14 protein-coding genes are annotated in these 17,546 nt (G+C 72.3%); 4 read left to right on the top strand and 10 right to left on the bottom strand.

Features of this window, described 5'->3' with window-relative positions:
- Together ACPXCS_RS31740 and ACPXCS_RS31735 are read left to right on the top strand one after the other, a co-directional pair.
- Positions 1-2,779: ATP-binding protein (locus tag ACPXCS_RS31740; RefSeq protein WP_425951298.1), on the top strand; the 2,779-nt coding region annotated here is incomplete at its 5' end.
- Entirely contained in the window at positions 2,776-3,246 is a 471-nt protein-coding gene (locus tag ACPXCS_RS31735; protein ID WP_425951297.1) for a response regulator, read from the top strand. The genes ACPXCS_RS31740 and ACPXCS_RS31735, both read left to right, overlap by 4 nt.
- Before the next feature lie 66 nt (positions 3,247-3,312).
- Here the strand turns inward: ACPXCS_RS31735 and ACPXCS_RS31730 are convergent, their stop codons facing one another.
- Both ACPXCS_RS31730 and lepA read right to left on the bottom strand, forming a co-directional pair.
- Complete coding sequence (locus tag ACPXCS_RS31730) at positions 3,313-5,187, bottom strand: AMP-dependent synthetase/ligase (protein WP_425951296.1); 1,875 nt, start codon at positions 5,185-5,187, stop codon at positions 3,313-3,315.
- A gap of 274 nt (positions 5,188-5,461) precedes the next feature.
- Positions 5,462-7,330, bottom strand: coding sequence for a translation elongation factor 4 (lepA, locus tag ACPXCS_RS31725; protein WP_365736840.1), 1,869 nt, complete (start codon positions 7,328-7,330; stop codon positions 5,462-5,464).
- A 239-nt stretch (positions 7,331-7,569) separates the two neighbouring features.
- On the opposite strand from lepA, the gene rpsT reads away from it, so the two are divergent.
- Positions 7,570-7,836 (top strand): 30S ribosomal protein S20, encoded by a 267-nt coding sequence (rpsT, locus tag ACPXCS_RS31720; RefSeq protein WP_010042013.1) that lies wholly within the window; start codon positions 7,570-7,572, stop codon positions 7,834-7,836.
- Positions 7,837-8,011: 175 nt separating this feature from the next.
- Here rpsT and ACPXCS_RS31715 read toward each other — a convergent pair whose 3' ends face one another.
- Positions 8,012-8,407, bottom strand: coding sequence for a nuclear transport factor 2 family protein (locus tag ACPXCS_RS31715; RefSeq protein ID WP_425951295.1), 396 nt, complete (start codon positions 8,405-8,407; stop codon positions 8,012-8,014).
- Positions 8,408-8,526: 119 nt separating this feature from the next.
- On the opposite strand from ACPXCS_RS31715, the gene ACPXCS_RS31710 reads away from it, so the two are divergent.
- Entirely contained in the window at positions 8,527-8,955 is a 429-nt protein-coding gene (locus ACPXCS_RS31710; protein WP_425951294.1) for a VOC family protein, read from the top strand.
- Positions 8,956-9,010: 55 nt separating this feature from the next.
- Here the strand turns inward: ACPXCS_RS31710 and holA are convergent, their stop codons facing one another.
- The 7 genes from holA to ACPXCS_RS31675 all read right to left on the bottom strand — a co-directional run bounded on the left by holA (position 9,011) and on the right by ACPXCS_RS31675 (position 17,299).
- Positions 9,011-10,000 (bottom strand): DNA polymerase III subunit delta, encoded by a 990-nt coding sequence (gene holA / locus ACPXCS_RS31705; RefSeq protein WP_425951293.1) that lies wholly within the window; start codon positions 9,998-10,000, stop codon positions 9,011-9,013.
- A 126-nt stretch (positions 10,001-10,126) separates the two neighbouring features.
- Positions 10,127-10,372 (bottom strand): hypothetical protein, encoded by a 246-nt coding sequence (locus ACPXCS_RS31700; protein ID WP_425951292.1) that lies wholly within the window; start codon positions 10,370-10,372, stop codon positions 10,127-10,129.
- 103 nt (positions 10,373-10,475) lie between these two features.
- Positions 10,476-11,306 (bottom strand): arylamine N-acetyltransferase family protein, encoded by an 831-nt coding sequence (locus ACPXCS_RS31695; protein WP_425951291.1) that lies wholly within the window; start codon positions 11,304-11,306, stop codon positions 10,476-10,478.
- 4 nt (positions 11,307-11,310) lie between these two features.
- Positions 11,311-14,085, bottom strand: a complete 2,775-nt coding sequence (locus ACPXCS_RS31690) for a ComEC/Rec2 family competence protein (RefSeq protein WP_425951290.1) — start codon at positions 14,083-14,085, stop codon at positions 11,311-11,313.
- On the bottom strand, positions 14,082-15,023 hold the full coding sequence (locus ACPXCS_RS31685; protein ID WP_425971068.1) for a helix-hairpin-helix domain-containing protein: 942 nt from the start codon (positions 15,021-15,023) through the stop codon (positions 14,082-14,084). Before ACPXCS_RS31685 ends, ACPXCS_RS31690 begins: the two co-directional genes overlap by 4 nt.
- A 611-nt stretch (positions 15,024-15,634) precedes the next feature.
- On the bottom strand, positions 15,635-16,480 hold the full coding sequence (locus ACPXCS_RS31680; protein WP_425951288.1) for a DegV family protein: 846 nt from the start codon (positions 16,478-16,480) through the stop codon (positions 15,635-15,637).
- Positions 16,481-16,552: 72 nt separating this feature from the next.
- Positions 16,553-17,299 carry a hypothetical protein gene (locus ACPXCS_RS31675; RefSeq protein ID WP_425951287.1) on the bottom strand — a complete coding sequence of 249 codons (747 nt, stop codon included), beginning with the start codon at positions 17,297-17,299 and terminating at the stop codon, positions 16,553-16,555.
- Positions 17,300-17,546: the final 247 nt, after the last annotated feature.

The following is a 17,546-nucleotide window of genomic DNA, read 5'->3' as shown; positions in this document are numbered from 1 at the left end:
CGACCAGCTCTCCGCCTTCGCCGACGAGGTCACCCGCGTCGCCCGCGAGGTCGGCACCGAGGGCAACCTCGGCGGCCAGGCGCAGGTCAGGGGCGTCTCCGGCGTCTGGAAGGACCTCACCGACAACGTCAACTTCATGGCGCTGAACCTGACCTCGCAGGTCCGCAACATCGCCCAGGTCACCACGGCCGTGGCCAACGGCGACCTCTCGAAGAAGATCACGGTCGACGCGCGGGGCGAGATCCTCGAACTGAAGGACACCGTCAACACGATGGTGGAGCAGCTGCGCGCCTTCGCCGACGAGGTGACGCGGGTCGCCCGGGAGGTCGGCACCGACGGCCGGCTCGGCGGCCGGGCGCAGGTGCTGGGCGTCTCGGGCGTCTGGCGGGACCTGACGGACAACGTCAACTACATGGCCGACAACCTCACCTCGCAGGTGCGCAACATCGCCCAGGTCGCGACGGCCGTGGCGCAGGGCGACCTGTCCCGGAAGATCGACGTGGACGCGCGGGGCGAGATCCTGGAGCTGAAGACCACCATCAACACCATGGTCGACACGCTCTCCTCCTTCTCCTCGGAGGTCACCCGCGTGGCCCGCGAGGTCGGCTCCGAGGGCCGGCTCGGCGGCCAGGCCCGGGTCGAGGGCGTCTACGGCACCTGGAAGCGCCTGACGACGAACGTCAACGAGCTCGCCTCCAACCTCACCACCCAGGTCCGCGCCATCGCCGAGGTCGCCTCGGCCGTGGCCCAGGGCGACATGTCCCGCTCGATCACGGTGGAGACGCAGGGCGAGGTCGCCGAGCTGAAGGACAACATCAACCTGATGGTGGCCAACCTGCGCGAGACCACCCGGGCGAAGGACTGGCTGGAGTCGAACCTGGCCCGCCTGGCCGCCCTGATGCAGGGCCACCGCGACCTGATGGAGGTCGCCGACCTGATACTCCGGGAGCTGACGCCGCTGGTGAACGCCCAGTACGGCGCGTTCTACCTGGCCGATCCCGAGGAGGACGGCGCGACGGTCCCCACCAAGGGACTGGCGTTCATCGCCGGGTACGGCGCCGCCCAGGACGCGACCGTCGAGACCGGCGGACTGCCCGTGCACGGCCTGGTCGCGCAGGCGGCCCGGGAGAAGAAGCGGATCCTGGTGGAGGGCGCCCCGCCCGACTACATCAAGATCAACAGCGGGCTCGGCGAGGCGGCGCCCACGACCATCGTCATCATCCCGATCCTCTTCGAGGACACGCTCCTCGGCGTCATCGAGCTCGCCTCCTTCTCCCGCTTCTCCGACGTGCACCTGGCCTTCTTCGACCAGTTCGTGAACACCATCGGCGTCGCCATCAACACGATCATCGCCAACTCCCGCACGGAGTCCCTGCTCGGCGAGTCCCAGCGCCTGGCCATGCAGCTCCAGGAGCGCTCGGACGAACTGCAGAAGCAGCAGGGCGAGCTGCAGCGCTCCAACGCCGAACTGGAGGAGAAGGCCGCCCTGCTGGCCACGTCCTCGCAGTACAAGTCGGAGTTCCTGGCGAACATGTCGCACGAGCTGCGCACCCCGCTGAACTCCCTGCTGATCCTCGCGCGGCTGCTCTCGGACAACCCGGACGGCCATCTCTCCGACCAGGAGGTCCAGTTCGCCACGACGATCCACCGCTCGGGCTCGGACCTGCTCCAGCTGATCAACGACATCCTGGACCTGTCGAAGATCGAGGCCGGCCGGATGGACGTCCGCCCCAAGCGGCTGCCCCTGATCAAGCTGCTCGACTACGTCCACGCCACCTTCCGCCCACTCACCCTGGACCGGGGGCTGGCCTTCGACGTGGCGGTCGGCGAGGACGTCCCGCGCGAGATGTACTCGGACGAGCAGCGCCTGCAGCAGATCCTGCGCAACCTGCTCTCCAACGCGATCAAGTTCACCGCGACGGGCAGGGTGGAGCTGCGCGTGCACCGGGTGCAGGACACCGAGCACCGCTGGGTCCGCGACACCGACGACGTCGTCGCGTTCGCCGTGTCCGACACCGGCATCGGCATCGCGCCGGAGAAACTCCCGGTGATCTTCGAGGCGTTCCAGCAGGCCGACGGCACCACCAACCGCAAGTACGGCGGCACCGGGCTGGGCCTGTCCATCAGCCGGGAGATCGCGGGCCTGCTCGGCGGCCGGATCGTCGCCGAGAGCGAACCCGGCAAGGGCTCGACGTTCACCCTGTACGTCCCGGTCGTCAGCCCCGGCCACACGGTGCCCGCCCCGGTCCCGGAGGACCACTCGGCCCTCCCCCTGCCGCTCCAGCCGTCCGCGGGACCGTTCCCGGCCGCGCACGACACGGACGACGCCTGGCCCGCGCCGACCAAGCTGGAGGCGTGGACGACCGGCCGGCCGGGCCGGATACTGTCCGGCCGGCAGGTGCTGATCGTGGACGACGACATCCGCAACGTCTTCGCCCTCACCCATGTCCTGGGCCGGGTCGGCATGACCGTGCGCTACGCGGAGAACGGCCGCGAGGGCATCGAGACGCTGGAGCGCAGCACCGACATCGCACTGGTCCTGATGGACATCATGATGCCGGAGATGGACGGCTACGAGACCATCTCCGCCATCCGCCGCACACCCGGCTGGGCCGACCTGCCGATCGTGGCGCTGACCGCCAAGGCGATGCCCGGCGACCGGGAGAAGTCCATCGCCCGGGGCGCCGACGACTACGTGCCCAAGCCGGTGGACATCGACCGGCTGCTGACGGTCGTGTGCGGACTGCTGGATCCGGACGGCACGGAAGAAGAGGCATGAGCACCCCGGGCACCCACGACGAACGGGCCGGGATCCTCCTGGTCGACGACATGGAGGACAACCTCACCGCCCTGGAGGCCGTCCTCGCCTCCCTCAACGAGCCGCTGGTGCGCGCCCGGTCCGGCGAGGAGGCCATGAAGGCCCTGCTGCGCCGGCCGATCGCCCTGATCCTGCTGGACGTCCGCATGCCCGGCATGGACGGCTTCGAGACGGCCGCCCACATCAAACGCCTGGCCCAGACCCGGGACGTCCCGATCATCTTCCTCACGGGGGCGGACGACGACTCGGGCTACGCCTTCCGCGGCTACGCCACCGGCGCCGCCGACTACGTGACCAAGCCCTTCGACCCGTGGGTCCTCAGGGCGAAGGTCAGCGTCTTCCTGGACCTCTACCGCAAGGGAAGGGAAGTGGAACGCCTGCGCACGGAGCTCCAGGATTTGCGGCGCCGGGTGGGTGACGTCCCCTAGCGGCGCGGGGAACGGCACGGGCGGCCACGAACGGCCCGCGCCGTTCCCCGCGCTCCCGGACCGCTCCTAGGCCTCGCGCGACCCCTCGTACATCTCCTCGATCAGGTGCTTGTACTCCCGCTCCACCACGGGCCGCTTCAGCTTCAGGCTCGGCGTGATCTCGCCGTGCTCGACATCGAGGTCCCGCGGGAGCAGCCGGAACTTCTTGATCGTCTGCCAGCGCTGCAGCCCCTCGTTGAGCTGCTTGACGTACCCGTCGACCATCTGGACGGTCTGCGGCGCCGCCACGATCTCGGCGTACGGCTTCCCCTCGAGCCCGTTCTCCTTGGCCCACTCGGTGATGGCGATCTCGTCGAGCGCGATGAGGGCCGTGCAGAAGTTCCGGTCGGCGCCGTGCACGAGGATGTTCGACACGTACGGGCACACCGCCTTGAACTGCCCCTCCACCTCCGCCGGCGCGATGTACTTGCCGCCGGACGTCTTGATGAGGTCCTTCTTGCGGTCGGTGATCCGCAGGTACCCGTCGGGCGAAAGCTCCCCGATGTCGCCGGTGTGGAACCAGCCGTCCGGCTCCAGCACCTCGGCGGTCTTCTCGGGCAGCTTGTGGTACCCCTCCATGATCCCCGGGCCGCGCAGCAAAATCTCCCCGTCGTCGGCGATGCGCACCTCGGTGCCGGGCAGCGGCTTGCCGACCGTGCCGGTGCGGTAGGCCTCGCCCGGGTTCACGAAGGACGCCGCCGAGGACTCGGTGAGGCCGTAGCCCTCCAGGATGTGGATGCCGGCGCCGGCGAAGAAGTAGCCGATCTCGGGTGCGAGGGCGGCCGAGCCGGAGACGCAGGCGCGCAGGTTGCCGCCGAAGGCCTCCCGGATCTTGGCGTACACCAGCGTGTCGGCGACCTTGTGCTTCGCGCCCAGCCCGAACGGCACGGACGCGGTCCCGGTCCGCCGGAAGTTGTCCTGGGAGACCTTGGCGTACTCGCGGGCGACCTCGGCGGCCCACTGGAAGATCTTGTACTTGGCCCCGCCGCCCGCCCGGGCCTTGGCGGCGACGCCGTTGTAGACCTTCTCGAAGATGCGCGGCACGGCCGCCATGTACGTCGGCTGCACCACCGGCAGGTTTTCGATGATCTTGTCGACGCGGCCGTCGACGGCGGTGACGTGCCCGACCTCGATCTGGCCGGAGGTGAGCACCTTGCCGAAGACGTGCGCCAGCGGCAGCCACAGGTACTGCACGTCGTCGCTGCTGACCAGGCCGGTCGCGGCGATCGCCTTCGCCATGTACGACCAGTTGTCGTGCGGCAGGCGCACGCCCTTGGGGCGGCCGGTGGTGCCGGAGGTGTAGATGAGGGTGGCCAGCTGGTCCTTGGTGATGGCGCCGACCCGCTCCCTGACCAGGTCGGGGTCCTTCTCCAGGCGGGCCGCGCCGCGCTTCTCCAGCTCGTCGAGGGTGAGGATCCAGTCCGCGGTCTCGACGCCGGCCGTGTCGACGACCACGACATGGGTCAGCTCGGGCAGCTCGGCGCGCTTCTCCTTGGCCTTGGCCAGCTGCTCCGCGTTCTCCGCGATGAGCACCCGGCTCTCGGAGTCCGACAGGATGTACGCCGACTCCTCGGCGTTGGTCTGCGGATACACCGTGGTCGTGGCGGCGCCGGCGCACATGATGCCGAGGTCGGCCAGGATCCACTCGATCCGGGTGCTGGAGGCGAGGGCGACGCGCTGCTCGGGCTGCACGCCCAGCTCGATCAGGCCGGCCGCGATGGCGTAGACCCGCTCGGCGGCCTGCGCCCAGCTCAGCGACTTCCACTCGTCCGGCCCCTGTCCTGACGGCGAGGGGACGGGATGACGGTAGGCCTCGGCTTCCGGCGTGGCCGTCACGCGCTCCAGGAAGAGGCCCGCCACGGACGGGGGACGGTTCTCGATCAAAGTCTGTGTGTCGCTCACGACATCCTCCGGGGCCCGCGACAGTGCGGCTGGCTCAGGTGCGGCTGGTGGGCACTCACGAGGCGTCACGGGGCGCGGTCCGCACCCCGTTGTTTAACTCGTGAGTAACTATCGAGCAGGGATCAGAGTAAAGGCCGACCGGCCGCCGCGTAAGGGGCCGCGGCCTGTCACTTCGTACAGAGAGCTACCCCGCGGACGCGAAGGGCCCGCCGCACTTTCGCACGGCGGGCCCCTGTTCTACCCGGTTTGCGGTGTAACCCACGGTAATCCGCGATTACTTCTTGCCCTTGCCCGATCCCGCGCTGTCATCACTGGACAGGACGGCGATGAAGGCCTCCTGCGGAACTTCCACGGAACCCACCATCTTCATCCGCTTCTTGCCTTCCTTCTGCTTCTCCAGCAGCTTGCGCTTGCGGGAGATGTCACCGCCGTAGCACTTGGCGAGGACGTCCTTGCGGATGGCGCGGATGGTCTCGCGGGCGATGACCCGGGAGCCGATGGCGGCCTGGACCGGCACCTCGAAGGCCTGCCGCGGGATGAGCTCCTTGAGCTTGGCGACCAGGCGCACCCCGTAGGCGTAGGCCTGGTCCCTGTGGGTGATCGCCGAGAAGGCGTCCACCTTGTCGCCGTGCAGCAGGATGTCGACCTTGACCAGGCTGGAGGTCTGCTCGCCGGTGGGCTCGTAGTCGAGCGAGGCGTAGCCGCGGGTCTTGGACTTCAGCTGGTCGAAGAAGTCGAAGACGATCTCGGCGAGCGGCAGCGTGTAGCGGATCTCGACCCGGTCCTCCGAGAGGTAGTCCATGCCGAGCAGCGTGCCGCGCCGGGTCTGGCACAGCTCCATGATCGAGCCGATGAACTCGCTGGGCGCCAGGATGGTGGCCCGCACGACCGGCTCGTAGACCTCCGAGATCTTGCCCTCGGGGAACTCGCTCGGGTTGGTGACCGTGTGCTCGCTGCCGTCCTCCATGACGACGCGGTAGACCACGTTCGGGGCGGTGGCGATCAGGTCGAGCCCGAACTCGCGCTCCAGCCGCTCGCGGATCACGTCCAGGTGCAGCAGGCCGAGGAAACCGACGCGGAAGCCGAAGCCGAGCGCGGCGGAGGTCTCCGGCTCGTAGACCAGCGCGGCGTCGTTGAGCTGCAGCTTGTCCAGGGCCTCGCGCAGCTCCGGGTAGTCCGAGCCGTCCAGCGGGTACAGGCCCGAGAACACCATCGGCTTGGGGTCCTTGTAGCCGCCGAGCGCCTCGGTGGCGCCCTTGGACTGGCTGGTGACGGTGTCGCCGACCTTGGACTGGCGGACGTCCTTCACACCTGTGATCAGGTAGCCCACCTCGCCGACGCCGAGGCCGTCGGCGCCGAGCATCTCCGGCGAGTTGGTGCCGATCTCCAACAGCTCGTGGGTGGCGCCCGTCGACATCATCTTGATGCGCTCGCGCTTGTTGAGCTGCCCGTCGATGACACGGACGTACGTCACCACTCCGCGGTAGGAGTCGTAGACCGAGTCGAAGATCATCGCGCGGGCCGGGGCGTCCTTGACCCCGACCGGCGGCGGGACCTGCTCCACGACCTTGTCCAGCAGCGCCTCGACACCGAGCCCGGTCTTGGCGGAGACCTTGAGCACGTCCCCGGGGTCACACCCGATGAGGTGGGCGAGCTCCTCGGCGAACTTTTCGGGCTGCGCGGCCGGCAGGTCGATCTTGTTCAGCACGGGGATGATCGTGAGGTCGTTCTCCATCGCCAGGTACAGGTTGGCGAGAGTCTGGGCCTCGATGCCCTGGGCGGCGTCGACCAGGAGGATGGTGCCCTCGCAGGCGGCGAGCGACCGCGAGACCTCGTAGGTGAAGTCGACGTGCCCCGGGGTGTCGATCATGTTCAGGATGTGCGTGTTGGTCTTGTCGTGGGTCGGGGCCCACGGCAGACGCACCGCCTGAGACTTGATCGTGATGCCACGCTCGCGCTCGATGTCCATGCGGTCGAGGTACTGGGCGCGCATCTGCCGCTGCTCGACCACTCCGGTCAGCTGGAGCATCCGGTCGGCGAGCGTGGACTTGCCGTGGTCGATGTGCGCGATGATGCAGAAGTTGCGGATCAGAGCCGGGTCGGTACGGCTCGGCTCGGGCACGTGGCTGGGGATCGCGGGCACGCAGGGTCCTGATTCTTGAGGCGTCCGCAGTGTCTGCGGTCTCGGGTCGGATCGATACGTAGCCTCCATCGTCCCACGGGTGGGGACCATGGACGGGTTTGGGCCGGGAATGCACCCGCTGGTAGCCTGGGTGGCTGTGTCTCATGCCCTCTCGCACGAGGCACTACCTCAAGAAATCACCCGGTGCGGATCCGTGCGGCCTCGTGCGGCCCCGTGCCAGAACCTGAAAAGGCTCATTCGTGGCGAACATCAAGTCCCAGATCAAGCGGATCAAGACCAACGAGAAGGCGCGGCTGCGCAACAAGGCCGTCAAGTCCTCCCTGAAGACCGCGATCCGCAAGGCCCGTGAGGCTGCTGCCGCGGGTGACGTCGAGAAGGCCACCGAGTACCAGCGCGCTGCCGCGCGTCAGCTCGACAAGGCCGTCTCGAAGGGCGTCATCCACAAGAACCAGGCTGCCAACAAGAAGTCGGCGCTGGCTCAGAAGGTCGCCGCGCTCAAGGGCTGACGTCTGATGTGACGCCGGAGGGAATCGAGCGGGCCCTCTCTCATCCGCTCCCGTCCGGCACCCCTCGGATCCGCGCGCGGCCTGCGTTCGCCACGCGGGCGCGGATCCATCTCTGAGCACCGTAGGCCGGGTCCCCTCCTGTTCCCCATGGGAGAGCGCCCGGCCCTCGGCGTCTTCAGGACCAGAACGCGTCGCTCTCGTCGATGTCCGCGACACACTCGTCGAGGTCGGTGACCTTGTCGCCCACGATCCGGAAGACGATGCAGCCGGTGTCGTCCAGCCGCCGGCCCCGCCGCTCGGCGGTGACCCTGCACATCCCGACCGCGTGACCCCGGCCGTCGACGGCGATCCCGAGCACGTCCAGGCGCATCGACCCGGCCGTCTCCTCGCCGAGCCTGCGGTACATGTCGATGATCGCGTCCTGGCCCTTGAAGTCACCCGCGAGCGGGTGACTGCCGGGCACGTGGTGCGTCGCGTCCTTGGCGATCAGCTCCCGCAGGGCGTCCATGTCACCGCGCGAGAAGGCCTCGAACCCCTTGCGGACCAGTACTGCGTGCGGGTGTTCAGCCATGACCCTCGCCACCTCTCCGTCACTCGGCGACGTACGGCTGACACTCCCGATTCTCCTCCCGGGCCGCCCTGACAGCAGATCTCACGGCAGATTGCGCGGCACAGCGGCACAGTGGAGGGATGGACGCTGCTGACCACACCGACGTGCTGGCCGGGGCCCGCGTGGCGACCCGGCTCCCGGCGCAGGACCTGGACCGCGCGCGCCGCTTCTACGCCGAGAAACTCGGCCTCCGGCCGGTCGACGAACGGCCCGGCGGGCTGCTGTACCGCTGCGGCGGCGGCGAGTTCGTGCTGTTCCGGTCGGCGGGAGCTTCGCCCGGCACCTTCACCCAGATGGCGCTGGAGGTCGACGACATCGACACCGCCGTGGCGGAGCTGAAGCGGCGCGGCGTGGTGTTCGAGGAGGTCGACCTGCCCGGCCTGCGCACCCGGGACGGGATCGCCGAGGTCGAGGGCAACTACCCGAGCAAGGGCGCGCGGGGCGAACGCGGCGGCTGGTTCCGCGACAGCGAGGGAAACCTGCTGGGGATCGGTGAGCCGGTGTACTGAGACGAACCGAGCCGCGCTGGCCCCCGCGGACCGAGCCGCTCCGGGAGCGGGCTCGTCAGGCCCGACCCCGCGAACGGGCCGCCCGCGCGATCGCGACCACCGCCTTCTCCAGGGCGTACTCGGGATCGTCGCCCCCGCCCTTGACCCCCGCGTCGGCCTCGGCCACCGCCCGCAGCGCCACCGACACACCGTCCGGCGTCCACCCGCGCATCTGCTGGCGCACCCGGTCGATCTTCCACGGCGGCATCCCCAGCTCCCGGGCGAGATCGGCCGGACGGCCCCCGCGCGCCGACGACAGCTTGCCGATCGCCCGGACGCCCTGGGCCAGCGCGCTCGTGATCATCACCGGCGCCACCCCGGTCGCCAGCGACCAGCGCAACGCCTCCAGCGCCTCCGCCGCCCTGCCCTCGACCGCCCGGTCGGCGACCGTGAAGCTCGACGCCTCGGCCCTACCGGTGTAGTACCGGCCGACGACCGCCTCGTCGATCGTGCCCTCCACGTCCGCGACGAGCTGCGAGACCGCCGAGGCCAGCTCCCGCAGGTCGCTGCCGATCGCGTCGACGAGCGCCTGGCAGGCCTCCGGTGTGGCGGACCTGCCCACGACGCGGAACTCCTGCCGCACGAACGCCAGCCGGTCCGCCGGCTTCGTCATCTTCGGGCAGGCCACCTCGCGCGCCCCCGCCTTGCGCGCCGCGTCCAGCAGCCCTTTGCCCTTGGCGCCGCCCGCGTGCAGCAGCACGAGGGTGATCTCCTCGGCGGGCGCCGCCAGGTACGCCTTCACGTCCTTGATCGTGTCGGCCGACAGGTCCTGCGCGTTGCGCACGACCACGACCTTGCGCTCGGCGAAGAGCGACGGGCTCGTCAGCTCGGCGAGCGTGCCGGGCTGCACCTGGTCCGGCGTGAGGTCCCGTACGTCCGTGTCGGCGTCGGCGGCCTTCGCCGCGGCCACCACCTCCTGCACGGCACGGTCGAGCAGCAGCTCCTCCTGGCCCACGGCGAGCGTCACCGGGGCGAGAGGGTCGTCATTCGCAGTCTTCCTGGCCATCGCGCCCAGCATCCCACGCGCCACTGACAGCGAACCCCACGGCTCCCGGGCCCACGGCTCCCGGGCCCACGGCTCCCGGGCCCTCGGCTCCTGCCTCGCGGGCCAGGGCTTTCCACCGCCCGGCGGCTACGGCTCCTCGCGCCAGCCCTCCCACTCGCCCGCGAAGCGGTCCAGCTCCCCGGGGTCCAGCCGCTCCTCCTCGTCCCGCAGGACGACCAGCCACTGCGCGTCCTCGGCGTCGTCCTCACCGGCCAGCGCGTCCCGCACCACCTGCGGCTCCTCGGTCACGCCGAACCGCTCCCGCAGCGCCTCGACCACCTCTTCCGCAGCGTCCCGGTCGGGCAGCACCAGCACATGTCGCACATCACTCACGCCGGACATTCTCCGACACCGCCGCGCGGCCCCGCCGCCCGCCCTCACGTGCACGAGGAGCCTTCGTGCGGCCTGCGGAGATCCGAGCCATCAGCCCGGGCCCTCAGACCCGAGCCCTCACCGTCGGCACCCGGTCGAGCTCGATCCCGAACCGCTCCCGGTACGCGCCGAGCACCTCCTCGTCCGTCCCCAGCTCCCTCTCCTCCCGCGTCCCGTCGGCCGCCGTCGTCGTGAACCGGCGTCCGCTGAGCGTGATCCGCCCTCCGTCCCCCGTGACCCGCGAACAGACCAGCGACCGTGTGAAGTGCGAGACCGGTGACGTGCTGTGCCACCACGCCCCGGCCGCGAAGTCGCCGAGCACCCGCGGCCGTACCTCCAGCCGGTACTGGGCACGGCCGTCCCGGTACACGTCCAGGTCAGCCGCCTCCACCGTGTCGTGACCGCCGCGCACCCCGGCCGCGTCCGGGCCCGCCTCGACGATCCGGAACGTACCCGCCGGATCCTCCTGCTCCCCCCGCTCCCCGAACACCAGCGGCAGATGGCTGTGCGCCCCGAACCCGACGTCGGCCAGCCAGTCGCCCCCGTCCACCGTCCGTACCCGCAGCGCGAGATGGTCGTACGGGATGCCAAGCCGCTCCCCGTCCCCGTACACCCGCCCCGCGAGCAGCGCCACGTCGTACCCCAGCGCGGTCAGCAACGCCCCGAACGAGCCGTTGAGTTCGTAGCAGAACCCGCCCCGCCGCGCCCCCACGACCTTGTCCAGCAGCCGCTTCTCCTCCAGCACGATCTCCTCGCCGAGGTGGATCGAGAGGTTCTCGAACGGCACCGTCCGCAGATGGCGCAGATGCAGCTCGCGCAGCGCGTCGACGGTGGGCCACGCCGGGTGCTCGACGCCCAGACGGCGGAGATAGGCATCAACCTGTGCTGAATCCATGCCCTCAGTCTCGCGCCACCCTCAACCGGCCGCCCTCCGCGACGACGGCCAGCGCGCCGTCCCGGTCCGTCCGCAGCACCGCCGCACCCCCGGTACGCAGCGCCGCGACCGTGCCGGGCGCCGGATGCCCGTACGGGTTGTCCTCACCGCAGCTGATGAGGGCCAGCCGCGGAGCCGCCCGGCTCATGAGCCCGGGGTCCTGGTAGGCCGAGCCGTGGTGGGCCACCTTCAGCACGTCCACGCCGCGCAGTGCCTCGGCGGCCGGCGATCTCGCCAGCGCCCGCTGCGCCGGGGGTTCGAGGTCCCCCAGGAGCAGCAGGCGCAGCCCGCCCGAGCGGACCAGCAGGGCGACACTGGCGTCGTTCGGCCCCTCCGGCACCGGGTGCGCCGTGAACACGCCCGGGGGCGAGTCCGGTGGCGGCCACACCACCTGCCAGGACAACTCCCCCGCGCGCCGCTGCTCCCCGGCCGCCGCCCGCGTCACGGGGATCCGCCGGGCCGCCGCCTGTCTCCGCACGAACGCGGCCTGGTCCGCCGGCTCTTCCAGGCCCGTCGTCTCGATCGCTCCCACCGCCCGTCCGCGCAGCACTCCCGGCAGGCCCGCGACGTGATCGGCGTGGAAGTGGGTGAGGACGACCAGCGGGATCCTGGTGACGCCGAGCGAGCGCAGGCAGTGGTCGACGCGCCGCGCGTCGGGACCCGCGTCCACCACCACCCCGGCACCGTCGCCCGCGGCGAGCACCAGGGCGTCCCCCTGCCCCACGTCACACATCACCAGCCGCCAGCCGGGCGGCGGCCAGCCCGTGATCGTCCGGGTCAGCGGCGGCGGCTGCACCACGGCCAGCAGGAGCAGCAGCCCGCAGACCCCGCACCACCAGGGGTGCCGCAGCAGCCGCCGGCCCAGCAACACCACGAACAGGGTCACGGCACCGAGCAGCGCCGCCCCCGTCCAGCCGCCCGGCCAGTCCACTCCCGCCCCGGGCAGCGCCGCCCCGGTCCGGGCGGTCCACGCGATCCACCCGGCGGGCCACTGGCCGCACCACGCCAGGGCTTCGGCCACCGGCATCCCCACCGGGGCCGCGGCCAGCGCGGCGAAGCCCAGCACCGTCGCCGGCGCGACGGCGAGCTCCGCGAGGAGATTGCACGGCACGGCCACCAGACTCACCCGCGCCGACAGCACGGCGACGACGGGCGCGCACAGCGCCTGGGCGGCGGCAGCGGCCCCCAGCGCCTCGGCGAGCCCCGGCGGCACGCCGCGCCGTCGCAGCCCGGCGCTCCACCGCGGCGCGAGCGTGAGCAGGGAGCCGGTGGCCACGACGGAGAGCAGGAACCCGTAACTCCGCGCCAGCCAGGGGTCCCAGAGCACCAGCAGCAGGACGGCCGTCGCCAGCGCCGGGATCATCGATCTGCGGCGGCCGGTGGCGAGGGCGAGCAGCGCCACGGCTCCGCAGGCCGCGGCTCGCACCACGCTCGGATCCGGTCTGCACACCACGACGAACCCGAGCGAGAGCGCGCCCCCGAGCACCGCCGTCCCCCGCAGGGAGATGCCGAGGCGGGGTGCGAGTCCTCGCCGCTCGGCCCGCTGGGCCAGACCCGGCGGACCGAGCAGCAGGGCGAGCAGGATCGTGAAGTTGGCCCCGGACACGGCCAGCGTGTGGGTGAGGTCGGTCTCCTTGAAAGCCTCCTCCAGTTCCGGGGTGATCCGCGAGGTGTCCCCGACGACCAGCCCCGGCAACAGTGCCCGGGCGTCCGCGGACAGTCCGTCGGTCGCCTCCCGCAGCCCGGCGCGCAACCGCCCGGCGAGCCGCTGCGCCGTGGAGGGGCCTGCCACCACCTCCGGTCCGGCCTTGCCCCGCACCCGCAGCACGGCCGCCACCCGGTCACCGCCCACCATCGCCGGTGCCGCCCGCGCAGTGACCCGCAGTCGCGTCGAGGGCAGCAGCCCGAGCCACGCCGCCGGCGCCGGCGCCGGCGCCGGCGCACCGGCGAACGACCGCCCGCCCCCGTCGCCCCGGCCGGCCGATCCCACGGCACCCGGGCCCGCCGCTCCCGGGGCGCCAGGATCCGCCGGTTCCACGGCACCCGAGCCCGCCGCTCCCGACGCGCCAGGACCCGCCGGTTCCACGGCACCCGGGCCCGCCGCTCCCGACGCGCCAGGACCCGCCGGTTCCACGGCTCCAGGGCCCGCCGCCCCCACGTCGACGATCAGCAGCACCGGCGTCCGCGTCACCGCCGAAGCGGTCCCGGCCGCCGGCCCCTGGACACGCCGCACCTCGGCGTCGATCAGCACGGCCGCCGGAGCCAGGCGATCACCCCGGACGCGGGGCCGGGTGAACCGCGGGTCGGAGGTGAGCTCCACCTCGGCGGTCACCGTCGCGTACTGCCGCGCCAGCCCGGGCACCGGTCCCCGCCGCAGATCCGCCCCGTGCAGCCCGGCCGAGGCGGCGGCCGCCGCGACGCAGAGCAGGACGGCGGCGGCCGACACCCGCGGCCATGCCGCCGGCCCCCGTCGCCGGATCCCTGCCGCCAGGAGTGCCACGGCGACGAGGCAGGCGGTCACCAGGCCCACGGCCCAGCCCGCCGGCATGTCCAGCGTCAGGGCCGCCGTGCCCCAGGCTGCGAGGGCGGGTGCCACGAGCCGCAGGTCGGCGGGTCCCTCCTGGCGTGGGCGGGCGAGGCCGAGCCGCTTTCCGGAGGAGACGTGCACGGAGGACCGCTCGGGGCGGTCCCCCGGCCCGGCCTCGTCGGGCCGGACCGGAGCACCGGGATCGCGCCTCATGGCCGGACCAGGTTCCGCAGGTCGGCGAAGCGGCGGTCACCGATGCCGTTCACCTCGCGCAGTTCGTCCACGGACCGGAATCCGCCGTGCTGCGTGCGGTAGTCGACGATGTGCTGCGCCAGCACGGGCCCGACACCGGGCAGCGTGTCGAGTTGGTCGAGCGTGGCCGTGTTGAGGGAGACCGGAGCCGTCGGCCCCGCACCTCCCGCCCCGCCCGCCGGTCCTCCGGCCACTCCCGCGGCGGAGGCCGCACCACCCGTCCCGGCGCCGCCCGCCCCGGCCTCCGCCGCGGCAGCGGGACCGCCGACGATCACCTGCTCGCCGTCCACGAGGAACCGGGCCCGGTTGAGCCGGCCGACGTCCGTGCCCGGCTTCACCCCGCCCGCCGCGCGCAGCGCGTCCGCGACACGCGAGCCGGCCGGCAGCCGGTGGATCCCGGGATCGCGGACCTTGCCACCGACATCCACGACGATCTCGGCGGCCCCCGCCGCGCCGGCCGTCCCGGCGCCCCCGAATCCACCACCGGCAGCGGTGGACTGCGCCGCCCCGGCGACCGCTCCGGGCCCCCGCTCCTCCTCGGACCGACCGCCCTCCCCCGGCTCCTGCCCGTACGGTGCCGCCGCGCGCACCACCTCGGGCGGCTGCACGGACTGGGTCCGGCCTACCCAGAAGTGCTGCACGGCGAAGGCCGCGGCGACTACCAGCACCACCGTCAGGGCGAGCATGTTCCGACGCTCCAGGCCGCACCTCGTCTGCAACCACAGCGGCATGCGCTCCCGCAACGCGAGCCCGGCCCGCTCCCGCCAGTCTCCTGCCCCCGGCCCGGGACGGCCGTCGTCCCGCTCCCCGCCTGCCGGGACGGCGACGCCTGTCGAGACTGCGACACCCGCCGAGACGGCGACCGGCTCCGGCTCCGGCTCCGCAATCGCCATAGCCATCGGCATCGGCATCGGCATCGCCATGGACCCGAGCCCCGACCGAGTCTCGTCACCGCCCCCGGCCGCCGGCGGCCCCTGCCCCGACTCCCGCCGCGCGTCGGCCCGTTCCCCGGGTTCGGGCCGCCTCACGGGCGCGGCGGCGCGCTCCCCGAACAACGCCTCCGCCCGACGGCGGAGTTCGTCCGCGGAGGGGTGACGGTGCCGGGCCCGGCCATGGGCCGCCACGGACCGGTGCCGGCGGTGACGGACGCGCCCGTCGGACGCGGGCCCCCGGCCCGGCCCACTGGTCGCCGTCGCTGTGCGTGAACGTGATCGAAGTGCCATGCGACGAGGATCGGACACTCCCGCCCACCCGCGATGATCATGGCGAAATCCCGGGGACGACCGCCCACTTGTGGACAACTCCACCACTCACACGGGTGAGAGCCTCACCACGTCACCGCATCACTGCATCCCGCAGCCCGCAGCCCGCAGCCCCAGCCCGCATCACCGCGTCCCCCATCCCGCACCCCCCCATCCCGCAGCCCGCAGCCCGCAGCCCGCATCACCGGAACGCCCTCACGAACGAGCAGCCGCGCCAGCGCACCCCCGAGCGCCGCCACCCGCAACGTTCACCGCGGCGAAACCACAACCCCCAGCAACCCGGGCCCCGTATGCGCCCCGATCACCGCTCCGACCTCGCTCACATGCAGATCGGCCAGCCCGGGCAACCGCGCCCGCAGCCGGTCGGCGAGGGCCGACGCCCGGTCCGGGGCGGCGAGATGGTGGACGGCGACATCGACCGGGGCGCTGCCCGCCCGGTCGGCGGCGATCTCCTCCAGCCGGGCGATCGCCTTGGACGCGGTGCGCACCTTCTCCAGCGGCTGGATCCGGCCCTCGGCCAGCTGCAGCAGCGGCTTCACCGCGAGCGCGGAGCCCAACAGGGCCTGGGCGGCGCCGATCCGGCCGCCCCGGCGCAGGTAGTCGAGGGTGTCGACGTAGAAGTAGGCGGACGTGCCCGCGGCACGCTTCTCCGCCGCGGTGACGGCCTCGTCCACCGTGCCGCCCGCCTCCGCGGCCTCCGCTGCGGCGAGCGCGCAGAACCCCAGCGCCATGGCGATCATGCCGGTGTCCACCACCCGCACCGGCACGGGTGCCTGCCGGGCGGCGACCACGGCCGCGTCGTACGTGCCGGAGAGCTCGGCGGAGAGATGGAGGGAGACGATGCCGGTGGCACCGGACTCGGCCACCCTGCGGAAGGTCTCCTCGAAGACCGCGGGGGCGGGACGCGAGGTCGTCACCGGCCGCCGCTTCTGCAAAGCCTGCGCGAGGGCACGCGTCGAGATCTCGGTGCCCTCCTCCAGCGCCCGGTCGCCGAGGACGACGGTCAGGGGGACCGCGGTGATGCCGTGCCGCTCCATCGTCCGGGCCGGCAGGTAGGCCGTTGAATCGGTGACGATCGCGACATGGCGGGACATGAGCTGGAGGTTACCTGCCGTAGTGCTCGGGTGGCAGCCCGGGCTGCGCGCCCCGCCGCACGCGTGGCCGGATCAAGTGGTGCTCTCGGGGCGGGGCTTCTTCTGCCAGGGGTAGGTGGGACGCGGTGCCGGCGGGGTGATGGCGGGCCGGTCCGGCTCCTGCGCCGCGTCCGGCTGCGGGGTCTCCGGCCAGGTCTGCCCGGCCTTGGCGGCGTCGGCGGCGGGCGCCTGCGGCCAGGGCTCGGAAACGGGGGCGGAGGTTGCCGGAGTGTCCGGTGCCGTCCAGTGCCGCAGGGCGCCGGCCTCCATGTCGATCTGCGCGCTGAGCGTGTCCAGGTCGTCGTCGGCGAAGCGGCGGGCGCGGTCGCGGGCCGCCCAGCGCAGCGCGTCGGCGGACTGGACGATGCGCTCGGTGCGCTCGCGCAGGTCGGGCAGCCGCTCCGCGAGCGCGCCGCGGTTCGGCTCGGACTCCAGGCGCCTGAGCTCGTCGTCCAGCTCATGGCCGTGCGCGCTGAGCCGCTCGAACAGGCCCACCGACTCCTTCAGGGACGTGTCCTCGGCGACGGCCGCCTGCAGTGCGTCCTGTGTGGCGCGCATCGAGGTGCGCAGCTTCAGCCGGAGCTGGGCGAGCTCGCCCGCGGCGCCGGGCTGGGCGAAGGACTTGGCCCTCAGGGTGTGCTCCTCGACCGTACGCCGGGCCTGGGTGATGCCGCGGTCCACACCGCGCTTGGCGGCGCCGACCACCTTGACGGTCGCATAGGCGCCGAGCACCACGAAGAGCACGACGAGCAGAGCGAATACTGCGATCACTGCTTCCACCGGCTCCTCCTCGGGGCGTCTCGGCCCACGTCGTGTCGCTCTCCACGGTAAACGCAACAGGCAGGCCCGGAGTTCCAGAAAAACCCCGAACCTGCCCGTAGGGGACCACCCGGAGAGTGATCCGCACTCCCTCGCGGCTACCGGAGGACCGGCTGCCGGAGGACCAGCCACCGGAGGACCGACTGCCGAAAGACCGGCTGCCGAAGGACCGGCTGCCGAAGGACCGGCTGCCGGAGGACCAGCCACC

Source organism: Streptomyces sp. DT190, assembly GCF_049846985.1.
GTDB lineage: Bacteria > Actinomycetota > Actinomycetes > Streptomycetales > Streptomycetaceae > Streptomyces.
The sequence above is the reverse complement of the archived record's forward strand: the minus strand, read 5'-3'. Positions and strand labels throughout refer to the sequence as shown.

Excerpts from the sequence above, each read along its gene's own strand:
- ACPXCS_RS31735 (WP_425951297.1), top strand. The coding sequence starts at position 2,776 with ATGAGCACCCCGGGCACCCACGACGAACGGGCCGGGATCCTCCTGGTC.
- ACPXCS_RS31715 (WP_425951295.1), bottom strand. The coding sequence starts at position 8,407 with ATGGCTGAACACCCGCACGCAGTACTGGTCCGCAAGGGGTTCGAGGCC.
- ACPXCS_RS31710 (WP_425951294.1), top strand. The coding sequence starts at position 8,527 with ATGGACGCTGCTGACCACACCGACGTGCTGGCCGGGGCCCGCGTGGCG.
- holA (WP_425951293.1), bottom strand. The coding sequence starts at position 10,000 with ATGGCCAGGAAGACTGCGAATGACGACCCTCTCGCCCCGGTGACGCTC.
- ACPXCS_RS31695 (WP_425951291.1), bottom strand. The coding sequence starts at position 11,306 with ATGGATTCAGCACAGGTTGATGCCTATCTCCGCCGTCTGGGCGTCGAG.
- ACPXCS_RS31690 (WP_425951290.1), bottom strand. The coding sequence starts at position 14,085 with ATGAGGCGCGATCCCGGTGCTCCGGTCCGGCCCGACGAGGCCGGGCCG.
- ACPXCS_RS31685 (WP_425971068.1), bottom strand. The coding sequence starts at position 15,023 with ATGGCTATGGCGATTGCGGAGCCGGAGCCGGAGCCGGTCGCCGTCTCG.
- ACPXCS_RS31680 (WP_425951288.1), bottom strand. The coding sequence starts at position 16,480 with ATGTCCCGCCATGTCGCGATCGTCACCGATTCAACGGCCTACCTGCCG.